The following is a 17,369-nucleotide window of genomic DNA, read 5'->3' on the forward strand; positions in this document are numbered from 1 at the left end:
TGGTTCACTTCTCTGCGTTGGCCAGGTGGGACCGGCGATAGCCGTATACGAAGTAGAACACGAGCCCGACGGCCATCCAGACTCCGAAGACCACCCAGGTGACGGCCGAGAGGCTGCCCATCATCCAGACGCACAGCCCGAAGCCCACGGCGGGCAGCACCGGCGACAGCGGTACGCGGAAGGTGCGGGGCATGTCGGGGCGGGTCCGGCGCAGCAGCACGACGGCGACGTTGACCAGCGCGAAGGCGAACAACGTGCCGATGCTGGTCGCGTCCGCCAGCCGGCCCAGCGGGATGGCCGCCGCGAGCACCCCGCAGAACAGGGACACGATGACGGTGTTGGCGCGGGGCGCCCCGGTCTTCGGGTGCACCTTCCCGAACACCTTGGGCACGAGTCCGTCCCGGGACATCGCGAAGAGGATGCGCGTCTGGCCGTAGAGCACGGTCAGGACGACACTCGCGATGGCGATCACCGCGCAGGCGGCGAGGAGGGTGCCCCAGAAGGACTGGCCGGTGACGTCGCGCATGATCTGGGCGAGGGCGGCCTCGGAGTCGTTGAAGCGCTGCCAGGGCTTGGCGCCGACGGCGACGGCCGCGACGAGGACGTACAGCGCGGTCACGATGACCAGGGACAGCATGATCGCGCGGGGCAGGTCGCGCTGGGCGTTCTTCGCCTCCTCGCCGGCCGTGGAGGCGGCGTCGAAGCCGATGTACGAGAAGAAGAGCGTCGCTCCGGCCGCGCTGACGCCGGCCATGCCCAGCGGCATGAAGTGGTCGTAGTTGCCGGACCTGAAGCCCTGGACGCCGATCGCGCAGAACAGCACCAGCGCGGCGATCTTCACACACACCATGACGGTGTTGGCGCGCGCGGACTCCTTGGCGCCGCCGAGCAGGAACACCATCGCCAGGAGTACGACGATCAGCGCGGGGAGGTTGAAGATGCCGCCGTCGCCCGGCGGGGCCGAGAGGGTGTTGGGGATGGTGACGCCGATGGTCCCGTCGAGCAGTTCGTTGAGGTACTCGCCCCAGCCGACGGCAACGGCGGCGACCGAGACGCCGTACTCCAGGACCAGACACCAGCCGCAGATCCAGGCGATCAGCTCGCCCATCGTGGCGTAGGCGTACGAGTACGAGGAACCGGCGACCGGGATGGTGCCCGCGAGTTCCGCGTAGGAGAGGGCCGAGAAGAGGGCGGTGAGGCCGGCGATCACGAAGGAGAGGGTGACGGCGGGGCCGGCCTTGGGGACGGCTTCGCCGAGGACGACGAAGATGCCGGTGCCGAGAGTGGCGCCGATGCTGATCATCGTCAGCTGCCAGAGCCCGAGGGAGCGCCGGAGCGACCCTCCCTCACCCTGACCGCCCTCGGCGACCAGGCGGTCCACGGGCTTGCGGCGCATCAGACGCGCGCCGAGCCCCGGGGACGGTGGGGCGGTGGTCTGGCCGCGGTGGTGCGGGGGTGCGCCTTGGTCGAGCACGCGGGTGGCTCCTTGTCGCTGCCGGTCATGGCGACAGGGACAGGCGGCACCCCTGCGGCACAGGGACCCACCGAGCGGAGTCCCCGCCGCGCTATGTACAGCGCCCGACCCTATGAGCCGGGGCATCCCGGTCGTAATGCGGCAACCTTGCGCATCTCCGCAAGATCGTTGCGTTCATCGCAGCCAGGTGTTCATTCGTTGCACGGGGACTGTCGACCCTTGCGCGGCGCCCGGTTCAGCCCTCGTCCGGCTCCCCCGCGAGGGCCCGTGCCTCGGCCACGTCGCCCTCGTCGAACCCCATCCGCCCGGGCTGCCCGAAGGCCTCCGCCTGGGCGTCGATCCAGCGGGTGTGCGCCTCCCACGCGGCCTGCTTGCTCATGCCGAGCGCGGCCCCGATCTGCGTCCAGGAGGCACCGGCCTCACGGGCCGCGCGGACGGTGAGCTGACGGCCGTAGGCGGCCTTGCGGGCGACGACCTCGCTCAGGGCGAGCAGCTCCAGCATCTCGGTCCGGTCGAGCGCCTCGGCGTCGCTGCCGAAGCCGGCGAGGGACTCGCGGGTGCGGAGGTGGTCGAGGCGGGCGACCGCGGTGAGGAGGGTGTGCTCGGGTTCGATGCTCTGGGGTGTCGTCATGGATTCAGCGTTGCGTCAAGGCTGCTTGACGTCAAGAGGGCCTGACGGCGGTTCCTCGGTCAGGGTGCCTGACGGCAGTTCTTTGATGAGGAAGGTGCAGTGCTCGACGCACTCGCGGGTCACCCCGTCGCGGTCCTCGTACGACCAGCGGCCCACGTAGTCCGTCAGGCGCCGGTAGCCGAGCCGCGCGTAGAGGTCGGCGGCCCTCGGGTTGTCGGCGGCGACGCCCAGGCCGAGGACCGTACGGCCGTGCTCCCGGGCCAGTTCCTCGGCGCGCCGGATCAGCGCGCCGCCGATGCCCCGCGAGCGCAGCTCCGGGGGCCACACGCCGAGACCGTTGAGCTCCGGGCAACCGGGCAGGGCGGCCCGCACCTCCGGGGCCCCGCAGCCCTCCCAGATCACCTCCGCGTGCCCGACGGGCCGGCCGTCCAGCCAGGCGACGAGATAGGTCCCCCGCCCGTCTCCTGCCGCGCGAACCTCCGGGCATGGGACGAGACGACCCCCGGCGAGCCGATGAACTCGTCGAGCAGCTCCACGTCGGCGGCCCGGCACACGGCGATCTCCATACCCCCGACGGTAGCCGCCGGAGCACGCCGACGGCCCCCGAATATCCCGGGCGCCGGGACAACAGAGGCCGCACAAAAGGGAGTTGCTCAACTTCAGCCCACGTGCAACGGCTTGCCCCAGGACGGCGACCACCGCAGGACGCCCAACGCCCCCGGAACATCCCGGCGCCGGGACAATAGGGGCCGTAGAGAAGGGAGTTGCGTCAGCTCCAGCTGGCGTGCAGCGGCTTGCCCTCCGCGTAGCCGGCCGCGCTCTGGATGCCGACGATGGCCTGCTCGGCGAACTCCTCCAGGGAGGCGGCGCCGGCGTAGGTGCAGGAGGAGCGGACGCCCGCGATGATCGAGTCGATCAGGTCCTCGACGCCCGGGCGGGCCGGGTCGAGGAACATGCGGGAGGTGGAGATGCCCTCCTCGAACAGCGCCTTGCGGGCGCGGTCGTAGGCCGACTCGTCCGACGTACGGTTGCGGACCGCACGCGCGGACGCCATGCCGAACGACTCCTTGTAGAGGCGGCCGTTGGCGTCCTGCTGAAGGTCGCCCGGAGACTCGTACGTGCCCGCGAACCACGAGCCGATCATCACGTTCGACGCACCGGCCGCGAGCGCCATGGCGACATCGCGCGGGTGGCGGACACCGCCGTCGGCCCACACGTGCTTGCCGTACTTCTTCGCCTCGGCGGCGCACTCCATGACGGCGGAGAACTGCGGCCGGCCGACGCCGGTCATCATGCGGGTGGTGCACATCGCGCCGGGGCCGACGCCGACCTTGATGATGTCGGCGCCCGCCTCGATGAGGTCCTTGACGCCCTCGGCGGCGACGATGTTGCCGGCCACGATGGGGACGTGCGGGTCGAGGGCCCGCACCTGACGGATCGCGCTGATCATCGACTCCTGGTGGCCGTGCGCCGTGTCGATGACGAGGGTGTCGACGCCCGCGTCCAGCAGCTGCTTGGCCTTCTGCACGAAGTCGCCGTTGATGCCGACGGCAGCCGCGATCCGCAGCCTGCCGTCCGCGTCGACGGCCGGCGAGTACAGCGTGGCGCGCAGGGCGCCCTTGCGGGTGAGGATGCCGGCGAGCTTGCCGTCCTGGTCGACGGCGGGCGCGTAGCGGCGGTTGGCGGCGTCCAGCTTGTTGAACGCCTCGCGCGGGTCGATGTCCGCGTCGAGCAGCAGCAGGTCCCGGGACATGACCTCGGCGAGCTGCGTGAAGCGGTCCACACCGGTCAGGTCGGCGTCGGTGACGACACCGACCGGGCGCTGGTCCTCGTCCACGACGACACCGGCGTTGTGCGCGCGCTTGGGCAGCAGGGCCAGCGCGTCGGCGACGGTCTGGTGCGGGGCCAGCCGGATCGGGGTGTCCAGCACGAGGTGGCGGCTCTTCACCCAGGACACGACCTCGGTGACGACCTCGATCGGGATGTCCTGCGGGATGACCACGAGGCCACCGCGCCGGGCCAGCGTCTCGGCCATCCGGCGCCCGGCGATGGCGGTCATGTTGGCGACGACCAGCGGGATGGTGGTGCCCGTGCCGTCCGGGGAGCTGAGGTCCACACCCTGACGCGATCCGACCGCGCTGCGGCGCGGCACCATGAAGACGTCGTCGTACGTCAGGTCGTACGGGGGCTGGATGTCGTTGAGGAAACGCACGTGCTGCACATCCCAGTCGATCAGAGGTGGTCCCCGGACAGGTCAGCCAGGGGGAAGAGCACGTACTTCATTGTCCCATGTCGGGCGTAATGCCATGCCTCGGATCATCGTCCAGGCAGGTCGAAGGCCCCCTTGGAGGAATGCCCAAGAGAGCGTGTCGGATGCCTGCGCGGGCAACCTTCGTGGCAGCTCGGGCATCGAACGTGCATGGTTTCCCCTCGCATCGTGTTCGGGGCGGCGCTCGCTGCCGTGGTGCTCGCCCTCGCGTCCGGCCCGGCCGCCGTGGCCGCCGATCCGTCTCCCCTTCCCACGAAGGGCCACACGACGATCGATGCGGACAGCCACATCGACGTGGGACCGACCGCGCGGTCGGTCCACGTGGTCTGGAATTTCTCCGACCCCTCGGTGAATCTTCCCGCGCCCGCGGAGCGGACGCTCGTGATCGATGCCCGGGACCTGGCGGGCGTCGCGCGCATCGCGGTCGTCGACCCGAGGTGCACGGCCCACGGGCAGGTCTTCTCCTGTGCCAACCAGAACACCTCGCAGCTGACGAACCTGGACTTCACCGTGCGGGCGGACCCGGGCGCCGCCCTCGGCGCCACCGGCACGATCAAGTACACCGCCTCCGCCGGCCACGGGACCCCCGGCACAGCGCGGGCGAAGGTGGTCGTCGGCGTCCCCGAGTTGGTCGTCGGCAAGGTGTCCGACGTGACGCACGCCAGGATCGGGTCCCGGATCGACGTGCCGCTACGGCTCCGCAACATCGGCGACCTGGCCACCGACCGGCGCATCGCGGTGACCTGGGTGGGGGCGGGCGGTCTGGTCTTCGACCGGAAGTTCTCCAACTGCGGCTACAGCACCGGCAACGACCAAGTCGCGCCCGACAGCCCGACCTCCGTCACCTGTGTCTTCCCGGCCCCGGTGGCCGCGGGCGCCACCGTCGAGCTGAGCAGCCCACTGACAGCAACGGTTGGCGCACACGCCCTGACCGCCGTGCTCGACTACACGGCCGAGCTGCTGCAGCCCGGGGCACAACCCGACGTGCGCCCCGGCGCCGACACCGAAGCGGGCACTGGGTCGGCGCTCACCCTGGTGCCCGCGTCCGGAACGGGAGACGGCTTCGAGAGCGGCGCCACGGGCCGGGTCGGCGTCTCGGCCGACAGCTCCGCGGATCTGGCGGCCACGGCCACGGCGAAGCCCGCCGCCCGTGCGGACGGATGGACGCTGAACCTCACCGTCGTGAACCACGGCCCGGCCGCCGTGTACGCGACCGGCAGCCGGACCGACAACGACTACGTCGCCGAGGTCGACGTGGTCCTGCCCCGGCACACGGTCGCGACCGACTACGAGCACGCGGAGTCGGAGGACAGCGCGTACGGCCCCTGCTTCCTGTGGGTCAGCGACACCGCGACGGCACCTTTCGAGGCGGGACACCGGCACTACGTGTGCGTCGTGCCGTTCGGTATCGGGGCCGGCAAGAACGTGGAGTCCCTGTTGTCGGTGAAGCCGGACAAGAACTACGACGGCGCCAAGGGGAAGGCGACCCTGCGCCCCGGCCCGGCCGGCATCACCCTTCACGACCCGCACTCCGGCAACGACCACACCACCTTCGCCTTCAGCACGTCGGCCGCGCCGTCCGGCGACACCGGCACGGACCGCACGGCGTTCATCGCCACCTGGGCGGCCGGGGCCGCTCTGCTGGGCGCCGCCGCATTCGTCGTCCACCGCCGCAGGCGTTCCCACTAGAACCAGGGATCAGTACAGGAAGCGATGCAACGGAGCCGACTCGGTCAGCAGCATCGTGAGCCGGTGGGCGAGCCGCTGCCACGCCTCGTCCTGCCCGTACGTGAGTCTCACGTCCTCGCCGTCGGCCCCCTCGATCGCCGCGAAGAGCGTGGCCGTATCGGCGTCGGGCGTGAGGTCCACCAGGGACAGCACCCGCGCCAGCGCGCCGACCAGGCCGACGGCGGTCTTCTCGGGCGTCAGGACGGTGCCGCGGACGGCCGCGACGACGCCCGAGGGGTCGGGCAGGTCCGGCGGCGCGACGAGGAGCCCGGACAGCTCGCGCAGCAGGGCGTACAGCAAGTCGGTGTCCCCCGTGGGGAGTTCGACGATGCGAAGGCCCTCGTGTTCCCAACGGCCGTTCGGCGTCCACACCTTGGGTCCCCGTGCCACCGCCTCGGCGAGTGTCTCCCGGACCCGCCGGAAGGCCACGAGCCCGTCCGCGAAGAGCGCGTGCCCACCCGCCCCGCCGGCGGTTTCGGCCAGGGGCGCCAGCAAGTGTTCCTCCACGCGGTCGCACTGCGCGTCGAGGTCCGGGTCCACGACCACGAGACGGACGGACGTGCGCTGCTCCTGTTGCTCCATACCGAACACTCTGCCAGCCGCCTCGGACAATCGGGCTAGCGACCGATTCCTCCGAGTGCGAGCACCACGTCGAGGTTCGCCGTGCCGTCGACCGCGTCACCGAAGACGTCGACGGCGGTCGCCCACTCGTCCGGCCGTGCCTTGGCGTACGACTGCCAGTTCCGTACGACGACCAGCAGACCCTGCTCCGCGGCACCGTCGGGCCACACGGTGTGGTCGCCGAGGCTGTCGGCGAGGGCGTCCCAGTTCCGGCCGAACCAGTCGGGCAGGGAGAGTGCGCGGACACACCGGTCCATCAGGCCGGCCTTGTCCGCGACCCCGTCGAGGTCCAGCGTGACCGCGAGCTGTGTCATCTCAGTACCGTCCCGAACGACTTGTAGTGATCATCGGTGTAGTAGATCCCGCCACACTGCCCGATGACAATGCGCCGGGCCCCGCGATCGCGCGAACCGGCGTGCGCCGACGTCATCATGGGTGCCATGAGATTGCCGCCACGCGCAACCCGCATCGGTGCCGCGACCGCCCTCCTCGCCGCTCTCCTGGTGGGCTGCACCACCTCCGCCACCTCCGCCACCTCGGGCGGCAAGATCTGCTACAGCGACCTGCCCTCCCAGGCGCACGACACGCTCGACCTGATCGCGTCGAACGGCCCGTTCCCCTACTCGCAGGACGGCGTGGTCTTCCGCAACCGGGAGGGCGTACTGCCCGGCCAGTCGTCCGGCTACTACCACGAGTACACGGTCAGGACGCCGGGCTCCTCCACGCGAGGAGCACGACGGATCGTCACCGGCCAGAAGGACAAGGAGGACTACTACACCGCCGACCACTACGTCACGTTCGACCTGATCGACTTCGGCTGCTGAGCCGACCGCCCGCGCCGGGCACACATGGTCAGAACCCGGCCGCGCGGGCCGCCGTGTACACCTCGGCGGAGACGTCCTTCAGTTCCTGCGCGTCCCGCGCGGCCCACGAGAGGTCGACCAGGAACTCGTCGAGGCCGATCCCGGCGTAGGCCATCAGGTCGGTGACGATCTGCTCGACGTCGCCCTGGAAGGGCCGGCGGTCCGGTCCCTCGTACCGCTTGGCGGTGTAGTCCGGGTTCACGCGCACCACGGTCCGCAGCGGCCGGGTGCGGCCCCGCTCGGCGGCGAGGTCCTGCAACTGCCGCCAGCTCTGGGCGATTTGGTCGGGGCCGTCGGCGTACGGCAGCCAGCCGTCGGCGTGGTCGACGAGCCGGCGCATGGCCCGTGGGGTGTTGGCCGGCACCAGGATCGGGATGGGTCGGGCCGGCTTGGGTCCGACCACGGCCGAGGCGATCCTCGTGACGCCGCCGCCTTCGTAGACCACCGGGTCCGGGCCCCACACCGCCCGGCACACCTCGAACACCTCGTCCATGACCTTGCCGCGTTCCTCGAACGGGCGCACTCCGGCGGCCGCGTACTCGTCGAGGGACCAGCCGCTGCCGAGGCCCGCGACCACCCGGCCGCCGCTCGCCGCGTCCAACGTGGCCAGCGACTTGGCCAGTTGGAAGGGGAGGTGCAGCGGGGCGACCAGCACGGCGGTGCCCAGTTCGGCCCGCTCGGTGGCCGCCGCCGCGAGGGTCAGCGTGACCAGTGGCTCGGCCACGCCCCGGTAGGCGTCGGGCCAGGGCAGGCCGGGGACGCCGTACAGCGGCTGGGTCGGGGGGTCCGGGAACAGGGCGCGTTCGTACACCCAGAGGCTGTCGTATCCGATGTCCTCGGCGGCGCGCGCCACGTCGGGCACGTCCTTGCCGAGGTCGTACTGCCGATTCTGCGGGAGACCGATTCCGAGCCGGGTCGTCATGCCGACGCGCTCCTCTGTTGTTGGTTGCGCAAACAAGTGAACTTCGCCGCAAGCCGCGGCGGGTGATGCGGGGCCGGTAGGGCCGGGCATCACCCGCCGGGGAGTGGCTCAGTGGTTGTTGACGGCCGAGGCCCAGTCGAAGTTGACGCCCATGTCGGAGTACATCTTCGAGTACCCGACGAAGCAGTCGAACTTCTCGACCTTGCCGTTCTTCAGGTACCAGAAGTCGGCGGTCGGCGCGTCGACCTTCTGGCCCTTCCCCTTGACGACGCCACCCGTCGGCGCCTGGAGCTGCCCGTCGAACGTGCCCTGGATCGACAGCTCGATGCTGATGGTGTCGCCGTTCACGGTGATGCGCTTGAGGTCACGGTGCACGTTGGAGAAGAGGCTCTTCATGTAGGGCAGCACGTTGCCGAGCGCCTTACCCCGGTAGGCGACGCCGGGGACCATGTCGTTGAAGACGCCGTCCTTGGCGAAGCTGTTGACGAAGGTCGGGACGTCGATGTGGTTGCCCTCCGCCACGTAGTAGTCGCGCAGGACGATCGCGAGGTTGGCCTTCTCGTGCTTGGTGAGGTGCCGGTCGGTGAGCGGCAGCGCCGCCAGTTGGCGTGCGGTCAGGGTCGGGGCGGCCGCCTTGTCGTGGGCGGGGCTCGCGGCCTGTGAGGGCACCGCGGCGATGGAAAGACCACCCAGGACAGCTACTGCGGTAGCGGCGGTGATCGACTTACGGCTGAGCAGCTTCATGTCGGGTTTCTCCAGGTTCGGTCACGAGCGCTTTTAGTAAATCAAGCGATGGCTTGACTTTATGGACGGCGAAGCCAACCTGTCAAGCCACTGTTTGAATTGTTCGCCCCGGCGGCCGACCGCACCCGACGACCGCTTGACAATGAAGTAAATCAACTGCTTGAATACACGCCGTGATACAGGCGAAAAAGACGGACATGCGCCGAGAAGCCGGTCAGCGCACACGGGACGGCCTGCAGACGGCCGCCCTGGAGCTGCTCGCGCAACGGGGCCAGGAGGGCGTGACACTCCGCGAGATCACGGATCGCGCGGGAGCCAACGTCGCCGCGGTGAGCTACCACTTCGGCTCACTGAAGGCACTGTGCGACGCGGCGATCGAGCACGCGTTGGAACAGTATCTGGACGCGCAGATGGAGGCACTCGACTCCCTCGGCCCCACCGCGACACTCCACGAAGTGGCGGCAGCGTTCGCCGGACCGATGATGCGCGCGTTCGCGGCCGGCGGACAGGACCTCGCCGTGATGCGCACCGTGGCACGCGTCGGCATCGAACCGCCCCAGGGCTGGGAGCGGCTGACCGGCAAGTTCGACAAGAGCCGCCGCGACGCCCTCCGGGTGCTGAAGCCGAACCTCCCCGGAGTCGACGAGGAGGAACTGATCTTCCGCACGCGCTGCGCGGCCGGCCTGCTGAACTGGCTCGCCCTCGCCCCCATCGGCACCGAACTGGCCACCATGTCCGCCGAGCAGATCGAGCGGCAGCTCGTCCCCGTGGTGGCCGGGGCATTTCGCGGGGACACCGGCACGGGCGGCTGAACGGGCCCGAGCGCGTGCGGATCCTCGGCTCCGGTTCGTGGCTTTCCGTACGGCTACGGCGCGGTTCGCCGGTCCGGCATGAGCGGGGCGGAGGGTCAACGGGCCGTGCCGGCAGGGGCGGTGATGAGCTCGGGGGACGAACCGCGGCAGCTTGCGTCCGATGCTGCCACGGCCGCCCCTCACGACCTTCTGTCAGAGCCCGTCAGAGGCATACCGTCAGATCCCGTCGGGGTCCGCCGGTGTCAGATGCCGTCCGGGTCCGTCCGGCTGAGCGCCGACTTCGGCGGGGCTCCGGCCGTCATCAGATAGTCCGCCGCAGCCGTGTCCGTCACCAGGCTGGTGACGAGCCCGGACCGCAGCACCGCGTCGATCGCCGCCGCCTTCCGCTGCCCGCCCGCGATCGCGACGACCTCGGGGATACGGCGCAACTGGTCCGCCTTGACGGTGATGCACCGCTCACCCAGGTCCCGGCCGACCCGACGGCCCTCGGCGTCGAAGAGGTGCGCGGACGTCTCGGCGGCGACACCGAGGGACGAGTAGTGGGCCCGCTCCTCGTCGCTGAGCATGTCGTAGACCGTCGAGATGCCCGGCTCCCAGGAGCCGATGGAGACACAGGCGACCGTGACCTTGTCGAAGTACTCGAAGGCCCGGGCGATACCCGTCTGGTGGCGCAGCGCCTCCGCGGTGGCCGCGTCCGGCAGCAGCATCGGCGCGTAGATGGGGTGGGCGTCGCCGCCCGACACCTGCGCGGCGCGCCGTACGGCCTCGACCGAGCCGCGCTCGGCGGTCCCGGCGTCGTACACGCCCGTCAGCTGGACCACCGTGCAGGGCGGCAGCCGGTCGAGGGCGGCCGCCATGTGGATGGTGGACCGGCCCCAGGCGAGGCCGAGCACATCGCCCTCGTTGACCAGCTCGCCGAGCAGGTCGGCCGCGACCTCCCCGAGGTTCTCGGGGTCGGGCGACTCCTCGCTGACCTCGGCCGGGGACTCGACCACGACGGCGTGCCTCAGGCCGTACCGGGCACGCAGCGCGTCCGAGCGCTCCGCGTCCAGCTCGGCCGGTACTCGGATCTCGATCCGTACGAGATCCCGTTCGAGAGCGGTCTCCAGGACCCGGGCCACCTTGAAGCGGCTGACGCCGAACTCCTCCGCGATCTGGATCTTGGACTTGCCCTCGAGGTAGAAGCGGCGGGCCATGGCCGCCGCCTGCACCAGCTCTGCGGGTCCCATCCGCATGGCTGACCGGCCCGCCGACATACCCGACACGGCGATCTCCTCACTGCTGTTCACACTCTGGATTCGCCGTTCATCCTCGCAGATCCGGCGCACTTGATCAGCCTTGATGGCCGCCGTTCACATACCTGCCGCTCAGTGGTCGCACGCCCAGGATGCCTTGCTCACGACCCCTTCGGCCTGCGTGCGCAATGCACGTACCGCCGCGGCCGGGTCGGATGCCCCGTAGACGGCCGAACCGGCGACGAACACATCGGCTCCGGCCTCCGCGCAGCGCTCGATCGTCGCGGCCGAAACTCCGCCGTCGACCTGCAGCCACAGCTCCAGTCCGTGCTTCCTGATCAGCTCCCGGGTGCGGCGGATCTTCGGCAGCATGATGTCGAGGAACGACTGGCCGCCGAAGCCCGGCTCCACGGTCATGATCAGCAGCATGTCCAACTCGGGCAGCAGATCCTCGTACGGCTCGATGGGCGTCGCGGGCTTCAGCGCCATGGAGGCACGGGCACCCTTGGCCCGGATCTCCCGGGCGAGCCGCACCGGCGCGCCGGCCGCCTCGACATGGAAGGTGACGGAGGAGGCACCCGCCTCGACGTACTGCGGCGCCCAGCGATCGGCGTCCTCGATCATCAGATGGCAGTCCAGCGGAGTGTCCGTCGCCCGCGCCAGTGACTCTACGACCGGCACACCGAGCGTGAGGTTCGGGACGAAGTGGTTGTCCATGACGTCGACGTGGAGCCAGTCGGCTCCTTCTACCGCCTTCGCCTCCTCCGCGAGACGGGCGAAGTCGGCGGACAGGATGCTGGGGTTGATCTGCACGGCCATGCCCCAAGCCTGCCATGTCCTGCGGGGGTTAGCGGCATCGGTCCGTCGTGGATACGGCCGTCCACGGAGTGCGGGTCACCGTGAGGAGCCGGCCGTGTACCGATCCGTCGCGACAGACCGACGTCGCCCCACAGGGATCATCTGCCCCGTCCGCTGCGAGAATCCCTCCTTGAGCGGAGAGGGAGATGGCATGGGACAGCCGTTCGGCTCCTACCAGAACGAGATCTACTTGAACGGGCTCGGCGGCATCGTCCCGCCCTACCCGATGGCCTTCGCGGAACTGGAGGACCGGGCGCGCTCGGCGCTGCCGCCCTCCGTGTGGTCGTACGTCGCGGGCGGCGCCGGTGACGAACGCACCCAGCGGGCCAACGTGACCGCCTTCGACCACTGGGGACTGGTCCCCCGCATGTTCGTCGGCGCGGCCCAACGCGACCTGTCCGTAGACCTGTTCGGGATGCGACTGCCGTCCCCCGTGTTCATGGCACCGGTCGGAGTCATCGGCCTCTGCGCCCAGGACGGGCACGGCGACCTGGCGACCGCACGGGCCGCCGCGCGCACCGGCGTCCCGATGGTCGCCTCGACGCTCACGGTCGACCCGCTGGAGGAGGTCGCCGCCGAGTTCGGGGACACCCCGGGCCTCTTCCAGCTCTACACCCCGACCGACCGCGACCTCGCCGCGAGTCTCGTCCACCGCGCCGAACAGGCCGGCTACAAGGGCATCGTGGTCACCCTGGACACCTGGGTCACCGGCTGGCGCCCCCGCGACCTGTCCACCGCCAACTTCCCCCAACTGCGCGGTCATTGCCTCGCCAACTACACCAGCGACCCGGTCTTCCGCGCCCGCCTCCCCCGCACCCCGGAGGAGGACCCCCAGTCCGCGGTCCTCCTCTGGACCCAGCTGTTCGGCAACCCCCTCACCTGGGACGACCTCCCCTGGCTACGGTCCCTCACAGACCTCCCCCTGATCGTCAAGGGCATCTGCCACCCCGAGGACGTGCGCCGGGCCAAGGACGGAGGCGTGGACGGCGTCTACTGCTCCAACCACGGCGGCCGCCAGGCCAACGGCGGCCTCCCCGCCCTCGACGCGCTCCCGGCCGTGGTCGAGGCGGCGGACGGCCTCCCGGTCCTCTTCGACTCCGGCGTGCGCAGCGGCGCCGACATCGTCAAGGCCATCGCCCTGGGCGCCACCGCCGTAGGCATCGGCCGCCCGTACGCCTACGGCCTCGCCCTCGGCGGCACGGACGGCATCGTCCACGTCCTGCGCTCACTCCTCGCGGAGACCGACCTGATCATGGCGGTGGACGGCTATCCGACGCTGGCCGACCTCACGCGGGAGGCTCTTCAACGAGTCGTGTGACCCACCCGTCAGGCGGTCCGGCGGATGAGCGCCAGATACATCGCGTCGGTCCCGTGCAGGTGCGGCCACAGCTGTACGTCAGGACCCGCACCGAGTTCCAGAACGTCCGGCAGCAGCGGGCGGGCGTCGATCAGTTCGGTGTGCGGGTACTGCTTGAGTACGTCGTCGACGACGGCCCGGGTCTCGGCGAGGTGCGGTGAGCAGGTCGCGTAGCCGACGACGCCGCCGACGCGCACGGATTCGAGGGCGGTGCGCAGCAGGTCGCGCTGGAGCGGCGCGAAGCTTTCGAGGTCCTCCGGTCGGCGCCGCCAGCGGGCCTCCGGCCGCCGGCGCAGGGCGCCGAGCCCAGTACACGGCACGTCCATCAGGACACGGTCGAAGCTGCCGGGCCGCCACGGCGGCCGGGTCCCGTCGGCGGCGATGACCTGGTACGGCCCGGGGTTCCCGGCGAGCGCCTTCGCCACGAGTCCGGCCCGGTGCGGCTGCTTCTCGGAGGCGAGGAGCATCGCCCCGCGTTCGGCGGCCACCGCGGCGAGCAGCGCGGCCTTGCCGCCGGGGCCCGCGCACCCGTCGAGCCACTTCTCGTCCGGCCCGTCGAGGGGCGCGTTGGCGAGGGCGAGCGCGACCAGCTGACTGCCCTCGTCCTGCACCCCCGCCCGACCTTCCTTCACGGCCGCCACGGCACCGGGCTCGCCGCCCTCGCTGAGCCGCACGGCGTACGGCGACCAGCGCCCCGGCAACGCGGCCTCCTCGCGGAGCAGTTCCTCGGTGGTGGACCGGCCGGGCCGGGCGACGAGGGTGACCTCGGGCCGTTCGTTGTCGGCCTCCAGCAGGTTCTCGATGCCGGCCCGTCCGCCGCCGAGCGAGTCCCACAGCGCGGAGACGACCCAGCGCGGGTGCGAGTGCACGATGGCCAGGTTGTCCTCGGGGTCGTCGTCGTAGGGCGGCGCGACCCGTTCGATCCAGGTGTCGAGGTCGTCCCGCGCGACCTTCCGCAGCACGGCGTTGACGAACTTCGCCCGCCCGTCGCCGAGGACGACCCGCGCGAGTTCGACAGAGGCGGACACGGCCGCGTGGCTCGGAATCCGCGTACCGAGCAGCTGGTGCACCCCGAGGCTGAGCACGTCCAGCACCGGCGGATCGACCTCGCGGAGCGGCCGGTCGACGCACGAGGCGATGATCGCGTCGTACGTCCCCTGCCGGCGCAGCGTCCCGTAGACCAACTCGGTGGCGAGCGCCGCGTCCCGCGTGTCGAAGTCGCCCTTCTCCCGCGCCTTCCGCAGCAGGGGCGGCAGGACGAGGTTGGCGTACGCGTCCCGCTCGTCCACGGCCCTCAGCGCCTCGAAGGCGAGGATGCGGACGGGGTCCTTCTGCGGCCGACGGTAGGGCTTGCCGGGCTTACGGGGTCGCGGGGACTGCTCGCTCACGAAAAAGGTGCTCCGGATTTCTGGCCGATATGTGCACACAGCCTACGTCGCACCGGCGGGCCCGCGCGCGGGACGTCACGCCCCGGGAGTCCCGAGGGTCCCGAGGGTCTCCCCCGCGCCGATCCGCGCCCCGCGTGCCCAGTCCGCCGCCCGCATCGGCTTCTTGCCCTGCGCCTGCACCCACAGCAGCTCGACGGCGTACGACCCGGTGCCCACGTACACGTTGTTCTTCCCGACCGACAGCTCCCCGGGCGCGAGGTCGGTCCGCTCCGGAACCGGCACCGCCTGGATGAGCTTGAGCCGCTCGCCCCGGAACAGGGTCCAGGCGCCGGGCGCGGGCGTGCACCCACGCACCACCCGGTCCACGCGCAACGCGGGAGCCGCCCACGTCACCTCCGCGTCCTCGACGTTGATCTTCGGGGCGAGGGTGATGCCCTCGTTCGGCTGCGGTACGGCCTTCAGGGTGCCGTCCTCGATGCCGTCCATGGTCGCGGCGAGCAGGCCCGAGCCGGCGAACGCGAGCCGGGTCAGCAGGTCGCCGCTGGTGTCGGTGGGACGGATCTCCTCGGTGACGGTGCCGTAGACGGGCCCGGAGTCGAGTCCTTCCTCGATCAGGAAGGTGGAGGCTCCGGTGATCTCGTCGCCGGACATGACGGAGTGCTGAACGGGGGCGGCGCCGCGCCAGGCGGGGAGCAGCGAGAAGTGCAGGTTGACCCAGCCGTGGGCGGGGATGTCGAGGGCGACGCGCGGCAGGAGGGCGCCGTAGGCGACGACGGGACAGCAGTCGGGCGCGATCTCCCGCAGCCGCTCCAGGAACTCCGGGTCGCGCGGCTTGACGGGCTTCAGCACCTCGATGCCCGCCTCCTCGGCCCGCTCGGCGACGGGACTCGCCACCAGCCGGCGCCCACGCCCGGCCGGCGCGTCGGGCCGCGTGACGACGGCGGCCACCTCGTGCCGCCCGGAGGCGATCAGGGCGTCCAGTGCGGGAACGGCGACCTCGGGGGTACCGGCGAAGACGAGCTTCATGGGAGGGTTCGGGCCTCTCGGGCGGAGGTGGACGGGCAGCGCACCAGTCTATGGCGCGTCCCGGCGCTAGGTCGTGTCCGCGAAGTCCCGGCGTCCGCCCGAAGGGGCGGGCCCCTCGGCGTCCGGTGCGGCGAGTGGGGGCACCTCCCACGCCCTTTTGGCAGTGGGGGAGCGTGCCGGGCGTCGCGGGGCTGGGGGTACCCCCTCTGGGGGAGGGACTTTGCGGACACGGCCTGGGGCCTGTCCGGCGGATCAGGCCGCAGGAAAGCATCGGCGCCTGATCAGCGCCGGTGGGCGTGCCAGGCCCCGCGTCTGCGACATGATCCGCCGGACAGGCCCTCGCGCCCGGCGGCTCACATCCGTCAACTCGCCGACGCCGTCAGCGCACACCGGTTCACCGGGGGCGTACGCATATGCCCTTACGCCCCCCTCGCGTGACCAGCGGAGCGCACACGCGTTGGTCAAGAAAGAGTTGACCACTATGGGCCGCATTCGCGCGGCCCGATCCTTTTCAACGCCGGTTCGAGAGGCTTGTTCATGGCCGACCACGCAACCCACGACGCCCAGGCTCGGGCCAGCCTGCACTTGCTGGTGCGGGACATCGAGCGGGTCCGCCGGCAGGTGGACGCACTGCGCACGCTCACCGCCCAGCTGGGCAACGTCTACCGCCCGCGCCGCTCCGGCCCGTCCACGGGCTTCGTCGTCTACGGACGCGCTCCCGCCCCGACGGTCCGTCTCGCGCAGGAGCTGCGGGACAGTGTCGAGACCCTGGTCACGGCCGCCGTGGACTTCGACCGCTCACTCGGTTTCTCGTGGGACGCGGTGGGCTCGGCCCTCGGGGTCACCAAGCAGGCCGTACACCGCCGCTACGGCGCCCGCCGCGCCGCGACCCAGGCCGCGGCCGACGCCGAGCGCACGACCGAGGCGGCGACTTCCCGCCCGGTCACCGTGAACACGGGCCTCCCCACGATGCCCACCCTGCCGACGGTCCCCGCGGCCCGCTCCATGCCGACCCAGCCCACAGCAGGCAGCCCCACCCTCCGCGACGAGGCCAGGCCCACGGCTTTCCCGGGCCCCCGCAACGGCTGACTCACCCGACGAACCTTGTCTGCCTCCCGGACGACGACCGGGAGGCAGCTGTATGTCGGCCCACGGACCGCAGGCCGCCAACGGCGAGAACCCCCACGGCAAACCCCAGCCTCTCAACCGACAGCAAACGGGCGGTGCGCGGGCGGGAGACAATCCGAGGCCGAAGGCCGAGGCCTCACCCGATGTCCGGCGGATCCACACGCACCCGCACCACATCCCCCCCACCCCGAGCCATCCGAGCAGCCTGCGCAGCCTTCAACGCGGCAGCCAACGCACTCCCACTCCCCGGCCGCACCCGAATCAACGCCCGCTCCCACCGCTCCCCCACCGGCGGCCCCCCCACCCGCCGAGG

General features: G+C 71.2%; 17 protein-coding genes and 1 pseudogene. 5 read left to right on the forward strand and 13 right to left on the reverse strand.

Features of this window, described 5'->3' with window-relative positions; genetic code table 11:
- Positions 1 to 4: 4 nt before the first annotated feature.
- The 4 genes and pseudogenes from OO70_RS40355 to OO70_RS40370 form a co-directional block, all read right to left on the reverse strand.
- Complete coding sequence (locus OO70_RS40355) at positions 5 to 1,474, reverse strand: amino acid permease (protein WP_043683386.1); 1,470 nt, start codon at positions 1,472 to 1,474, stop codon at positions 5 to 7.
- A gap of 235 nt (positions 1,475 to 1,709) precedes the next feature.
- Positions 1,710 to 2,105 (reverse strand): hypothetical protein, encoded by a 396-nt coding sequence (locus tag OO70_RS40360; RefSeq protein WP_043683388.1) that lies wholly within the window; start codon positions 2,103 to 2,105, stop codon positions 1,710 to 1,712.
- Between the two features lie 15 nt (positions 2,106 to 2,120).
- A pseudogene (locus tag OO70_RS40365) lies at positions 2,121 to 2,671 on the reverse strand (GNAT family N-acetyltransferase).
- Positions 2,672 to 2,874: 203 nt separating this feature from the next.
- The gene (locus tag OO70_RS40370; RefSeq protein WP_043683421.1) at positions 2,875 to 4,317 is read right to left on the reverse strand and encodes a GuaB1 family IMP dehydrogenase-related protein; all 1,443 of its coding nucleotides are present in this window, start codon (positions 4,315 to 4,317) and stop codon (positions 2,875 to 2,877) included.
- Positions 4,318 to 4,524: 207 nt separating this feature from the next.
- Here OO70_RS40370 and OO70_RS40375 point away from each other — a divergent pair, with 207 nt between their 5' ends.
- On the forward strand, positions 4,525 to 6,063 hold the full coding sequence (locus OO70_RS40375) for a hypothetical protein (RefSeq protein ID WP_043683391.1): 1,539 nt from the start codon (positions 4,525 to 4,527) through the stop codon (positions 6,061 to 6,063).
- Positions 6,064 to 6,072: 9 nt separating this feature from the next.
- Here the strand turns inward: OO70_RS40375 and OO70_RS40380 are convergent, their stop codons facing one another.
- Genes OO70_RS40380 through OO70_RS57140 form a run of 3 tightly spaced genes read right to left on the reverse strand, consistent with a single transcriptional unit; the run spans position 6,073 to position 7,192 of the window.
- A complete protein-coding gene (locus OO70_RS40380) occupies positions 6,073 to 6,684 on the reverse strand; it encodes a hypothetical protein (protein ID WP_043683425.1) in 612 nt (203 codons plus the stop codon).
- A gap of 35 nt (positions 6,685 to 6,719) precedes the next feature.
- Positions 6,720 to 7,037 (reverse strand): barstar family protein, encoded by a 318-nt coding sequence (locus OO70_RS40385; RefSeq protein ID WP_043683393.1) that lies wholly within the window; start codon positions 7,035 to 7,037, stop codon positions 6,720 to 6,722.
- The gene (locus tag OO70_RS57140; protein WP_106971849.1) at positions 7,034 to 7,192 is read right to left on the reverse strand and encodes a ribonuclease domain-containing protein; all 159 of its coding nucleotides are present in this window, start codon (positions 7,190 to 7,192) and stop codon (positions 7,034 to 7,036) included. The genes OO70_RS40385 and OO70_RS57140 overlap by 4 nt, the downstream gene beginning before the upstream one ends.
- On the opposite strand from OO70_RS57140, the gene OO70_RS40390 reads away from it, so the two are divergent.
- Entirely contained in the window at positions 7,164 to 7,547 is a 384-nt protein-coding gene (locus tag OO70_RS40390; protein ID WP_043683427.1) for a ribonuclease domain-containing protein, read from the forward strand. The two genes, OO70_RS57140 and OO70_RS40390, sit on opposite strands and share 29 nt — an antisense overlap.
- A 28-nt stretch (positions 7,548 to 7,575) precedes the next feature.
- Here the strand turns inward: OO70_RS40390 and OO70_RS40395 are convergent, their stop codons facing one another.
- Together OO70_RS40395 and OO70_RS40400 are read right to left on the reverse strand one after the other, a co-directional pair.
- On the reverse strand, positions 7,576 to 8,508 hold the full coding sequence (locus OO70_RS40395; protein WP_043683396.1) for an LLM class F420-dependent oxidoreductase: 933 nt from the start codon (positions 8,506 to 8,508) through the stop codon (positions 7,576 to 7,578).
- A gap of 108 nt (positions 8,509 to 8,616) precedes the next feature.
- Positions 8,617 to 9,252 (reverse strand): nuclear transport factor 2 family protein, encoded by a 636-nt coding sequence (locus tag OO70_RS40400; protein WP_043683399.1) that lies wholly within the window; start codon positions 9,250 to 9,252, stop codon positions 8,617 to 8,619.
- Positions 9,253 to 9,425: 173 nt separating this feature from the next.
- Here OO70_RS40400 and OO70_RS40405 point away from each other — a divergent pair, with 173 nt between their 5' ends.
- A complete protein-coding gene (locus tag OO70_RS40405) occupies positions 9,426 to 10,064 on the forward strand; it encodes a TetR family transcriptional regulator (protein ID WP_234337046.1) in 639 nt (212 codons plus the stop codon).
- 242 nt (positions 10,065 to 10,306) lie between these two features.
- Here the strand turns inward: OO70_RS40405 and OO70_RS40410 are convergent, their stop codons facing one another.
- Together OO70_RS40410 and rpe are read right to left on the reverse strand one after the other, a co-directional pair.
- Positions 10,307 to 11,353: a sugar-binding transcriptional regulator gene (locus OO70_RS40410; protein WP_043683402.1), complete on the reverse strand. Its 1,047-nt coding sequence runs from the start codon at positions 11,351 to 11,353 to the stop codon at positions 10,307 to 10,309.
- A 78-nt stretch (positions 11,354 to 11,431) separates the two neighbouring features.
- Positions 11,432 to 12,118 carry a ribulose-phosphate 3-epimerase gene (gene rpe / locus OO70_RS40415; protein ID WP_043683404.1) on the reverse strand — a complete coding sequence of 229 codons (687 nt, stop codon included), beginning with the start codon at positions 12,116 to 12,118 and terminating at the stop codon, positions 11,432 to 11,434.
- 190 nt (positions 12,119 to 12,308) lie between these two features.
- On the opposite strand from rpe, the gene OO70_RS40420 reads away from it, so the two are divergent.
- The gene (locus OO70_RS40420; RefSeq protein ID WP_043683406.1) at positions 12,309 to 13,475 is read left to right on the forward strand and encodes an alpha-hydroxy-acid oxidizing protein; all 1,167 of its coding nucleotides are present in this window, start codon (positions 12,309 to 12,311) and stop codon (positions 13,473 to 13,475) included.
- 8 nt (positions 13,476 to 13,483) lie between these two features.
- Here the strand turns inward: OO70_RS40420 and OO70_RS40425 are convergent, their stop codons facing one another.
- Both OO70_RS40425 and fmt read right to left on the reverse strand, forming a co-directional pair.
- Positions 13,484 to 14,902, reverse strand: a complete 1,419-nt coding sequence (locus OO70_RS40425; RefSeq protein ID WP_043683409.1) for an RsmB/NOP family class I SAM-dependent RNA methyltransferase — start codon at positions 14,900 to 14,902, stop codon at positions 13,484 to 13,486.
- A gap of 75 nt (positions 14,903 to 14,977) precedes the next feature.
- Positions 14,978 to 15,928: a methionyl-tRNA formyltransferase gene (gene fmt, locus OO70_RS40430; RefSeq protein WP_043683411.1), complete on the reverse strand. Its 951-nt coding sequence runs from the start codon at positions 15,926 to 15,928 to the stop codon at positions 14,978 to 14,980.
- A 537-nt stretch (positions 15,929 to 16,465) separates the two neighbouring features.
- On the opposite strand from fmt, the gene OO70_RS40435 reads away from it, so the two are divergent.
- Positions 16,466 to 17,017, forward strand: a complete 552-nt coding sequence (locus OO70_RS40435) for a hypothetical protein (RefSeq protein ID WP_043683413.1) — start codon at positions 16,466 to 16,468, stop codon at positions 17,015 to 17,017.
- The last annotated feature ends 352 nt before the right edge of the window (positions 17,018 to 17,369 follow it).

It is taken from the genome of Streptomyces xylophagus (genome assembly GCF_000716435.1).
GTDB classification, from domain to species: Bacteria; Actinomycetota; Actinomycetes; order Streptomycetales; family Streptomycetaceae; genus Streptomyces; species Streptomyces xylophagus.

What these genes read in the sequence shown, in the direction of transcription:
- OO70_RS40360 (WP_043683388.1), bottom strand. Translation starts at nt 2,105, where the DNA reads ATGACGACACCCCAGAGCATCGAACCCGAGCACACCCTCCTCACCGCG.
- OO70_RS40375 (WP_043683391.1), top strand. Translation starts at nt 4,525, where the DNA reads ATGGTTTCCCCTCGCATCGTGTTCGGGGCGGCGCTCGCTGCCGTGGTG.
- OO70_RS40380 (WP_043683425.1), bottom strand. Translation starts at nt 6,684, where the DNA reads ATGGAGCAACAGGAGCAGCGCACGTCCGTCCGTCTCGTGGTCGTGGAC.
- OO70_RS40385 (WP_043683393.1), bottom strand. Translation starts at nt 7,037, where the DNA reads ATGACACAGCTCGCGGTCACGCTGGACCTCGACGGGGTCGCGGACAAG.
- OO70_RS40390 (WP_043683427.1), top strand. Translation starts at nt 7,164, where the DNA reads ATGAGATTGCCGCCACGCGCAACCCGCATCGGTGCCGCGACCGCCCTC.
- OO70_RS57140 (WP_106971849.1), bottom strand. Translation starts at nt 7,192, where the DNA reads ATGCGGGTTGCGCGTGGCGGCAATCTCATGGCACCCATGATGACGTCG.
- OO70_RS40395 (WP_043683396.1), bottom strand. Translation starts at nt 8,508, where the DNA reads ATGACGACCCGGCTCGGAATCGGTCTCCCGCAGAATCGGCAGTACGAC.
- OO70_RS40400 (WP_043683399.1), bottom strand. Translation starts at nt 9,252, where the DNA reads ATGAAGCTGCTCAGCCGTAAGTCGATCACCGCCGCTACCGCAGTAGCT.
- rpe (WP_043683404.1), bottom strand. Translation starts at nt 12,118, where the DNA reads ATGGCCGTGCAGATCAACCCCAGCATCCTGTCCGCCGACTTCGCCCGT.
- OO70_RS40420 (WP_043683406.1), top strand. Translation starts at nt 12,309, where the DNA reads ATGGGACAGCCGTTCGGCTCCTACCAGAACGAGATCTACTTGAACGGG.
- fmt (WP_043683411.1), bottom strand. Translation starts at nt 15,928, where the DNA reads ATGAAGCTCGTCTTCGCCGGTACCCCCGAGGTCGCCGTTCCCGCACTG.
- OO70_RS40435 (WP_043683413.1), top strand. Translation starts at nt 16,466, where the DNA reads ATGGCCGACCACGCAACCCACGACGCCCAGGCTCGGGCCAGCCTGCAC.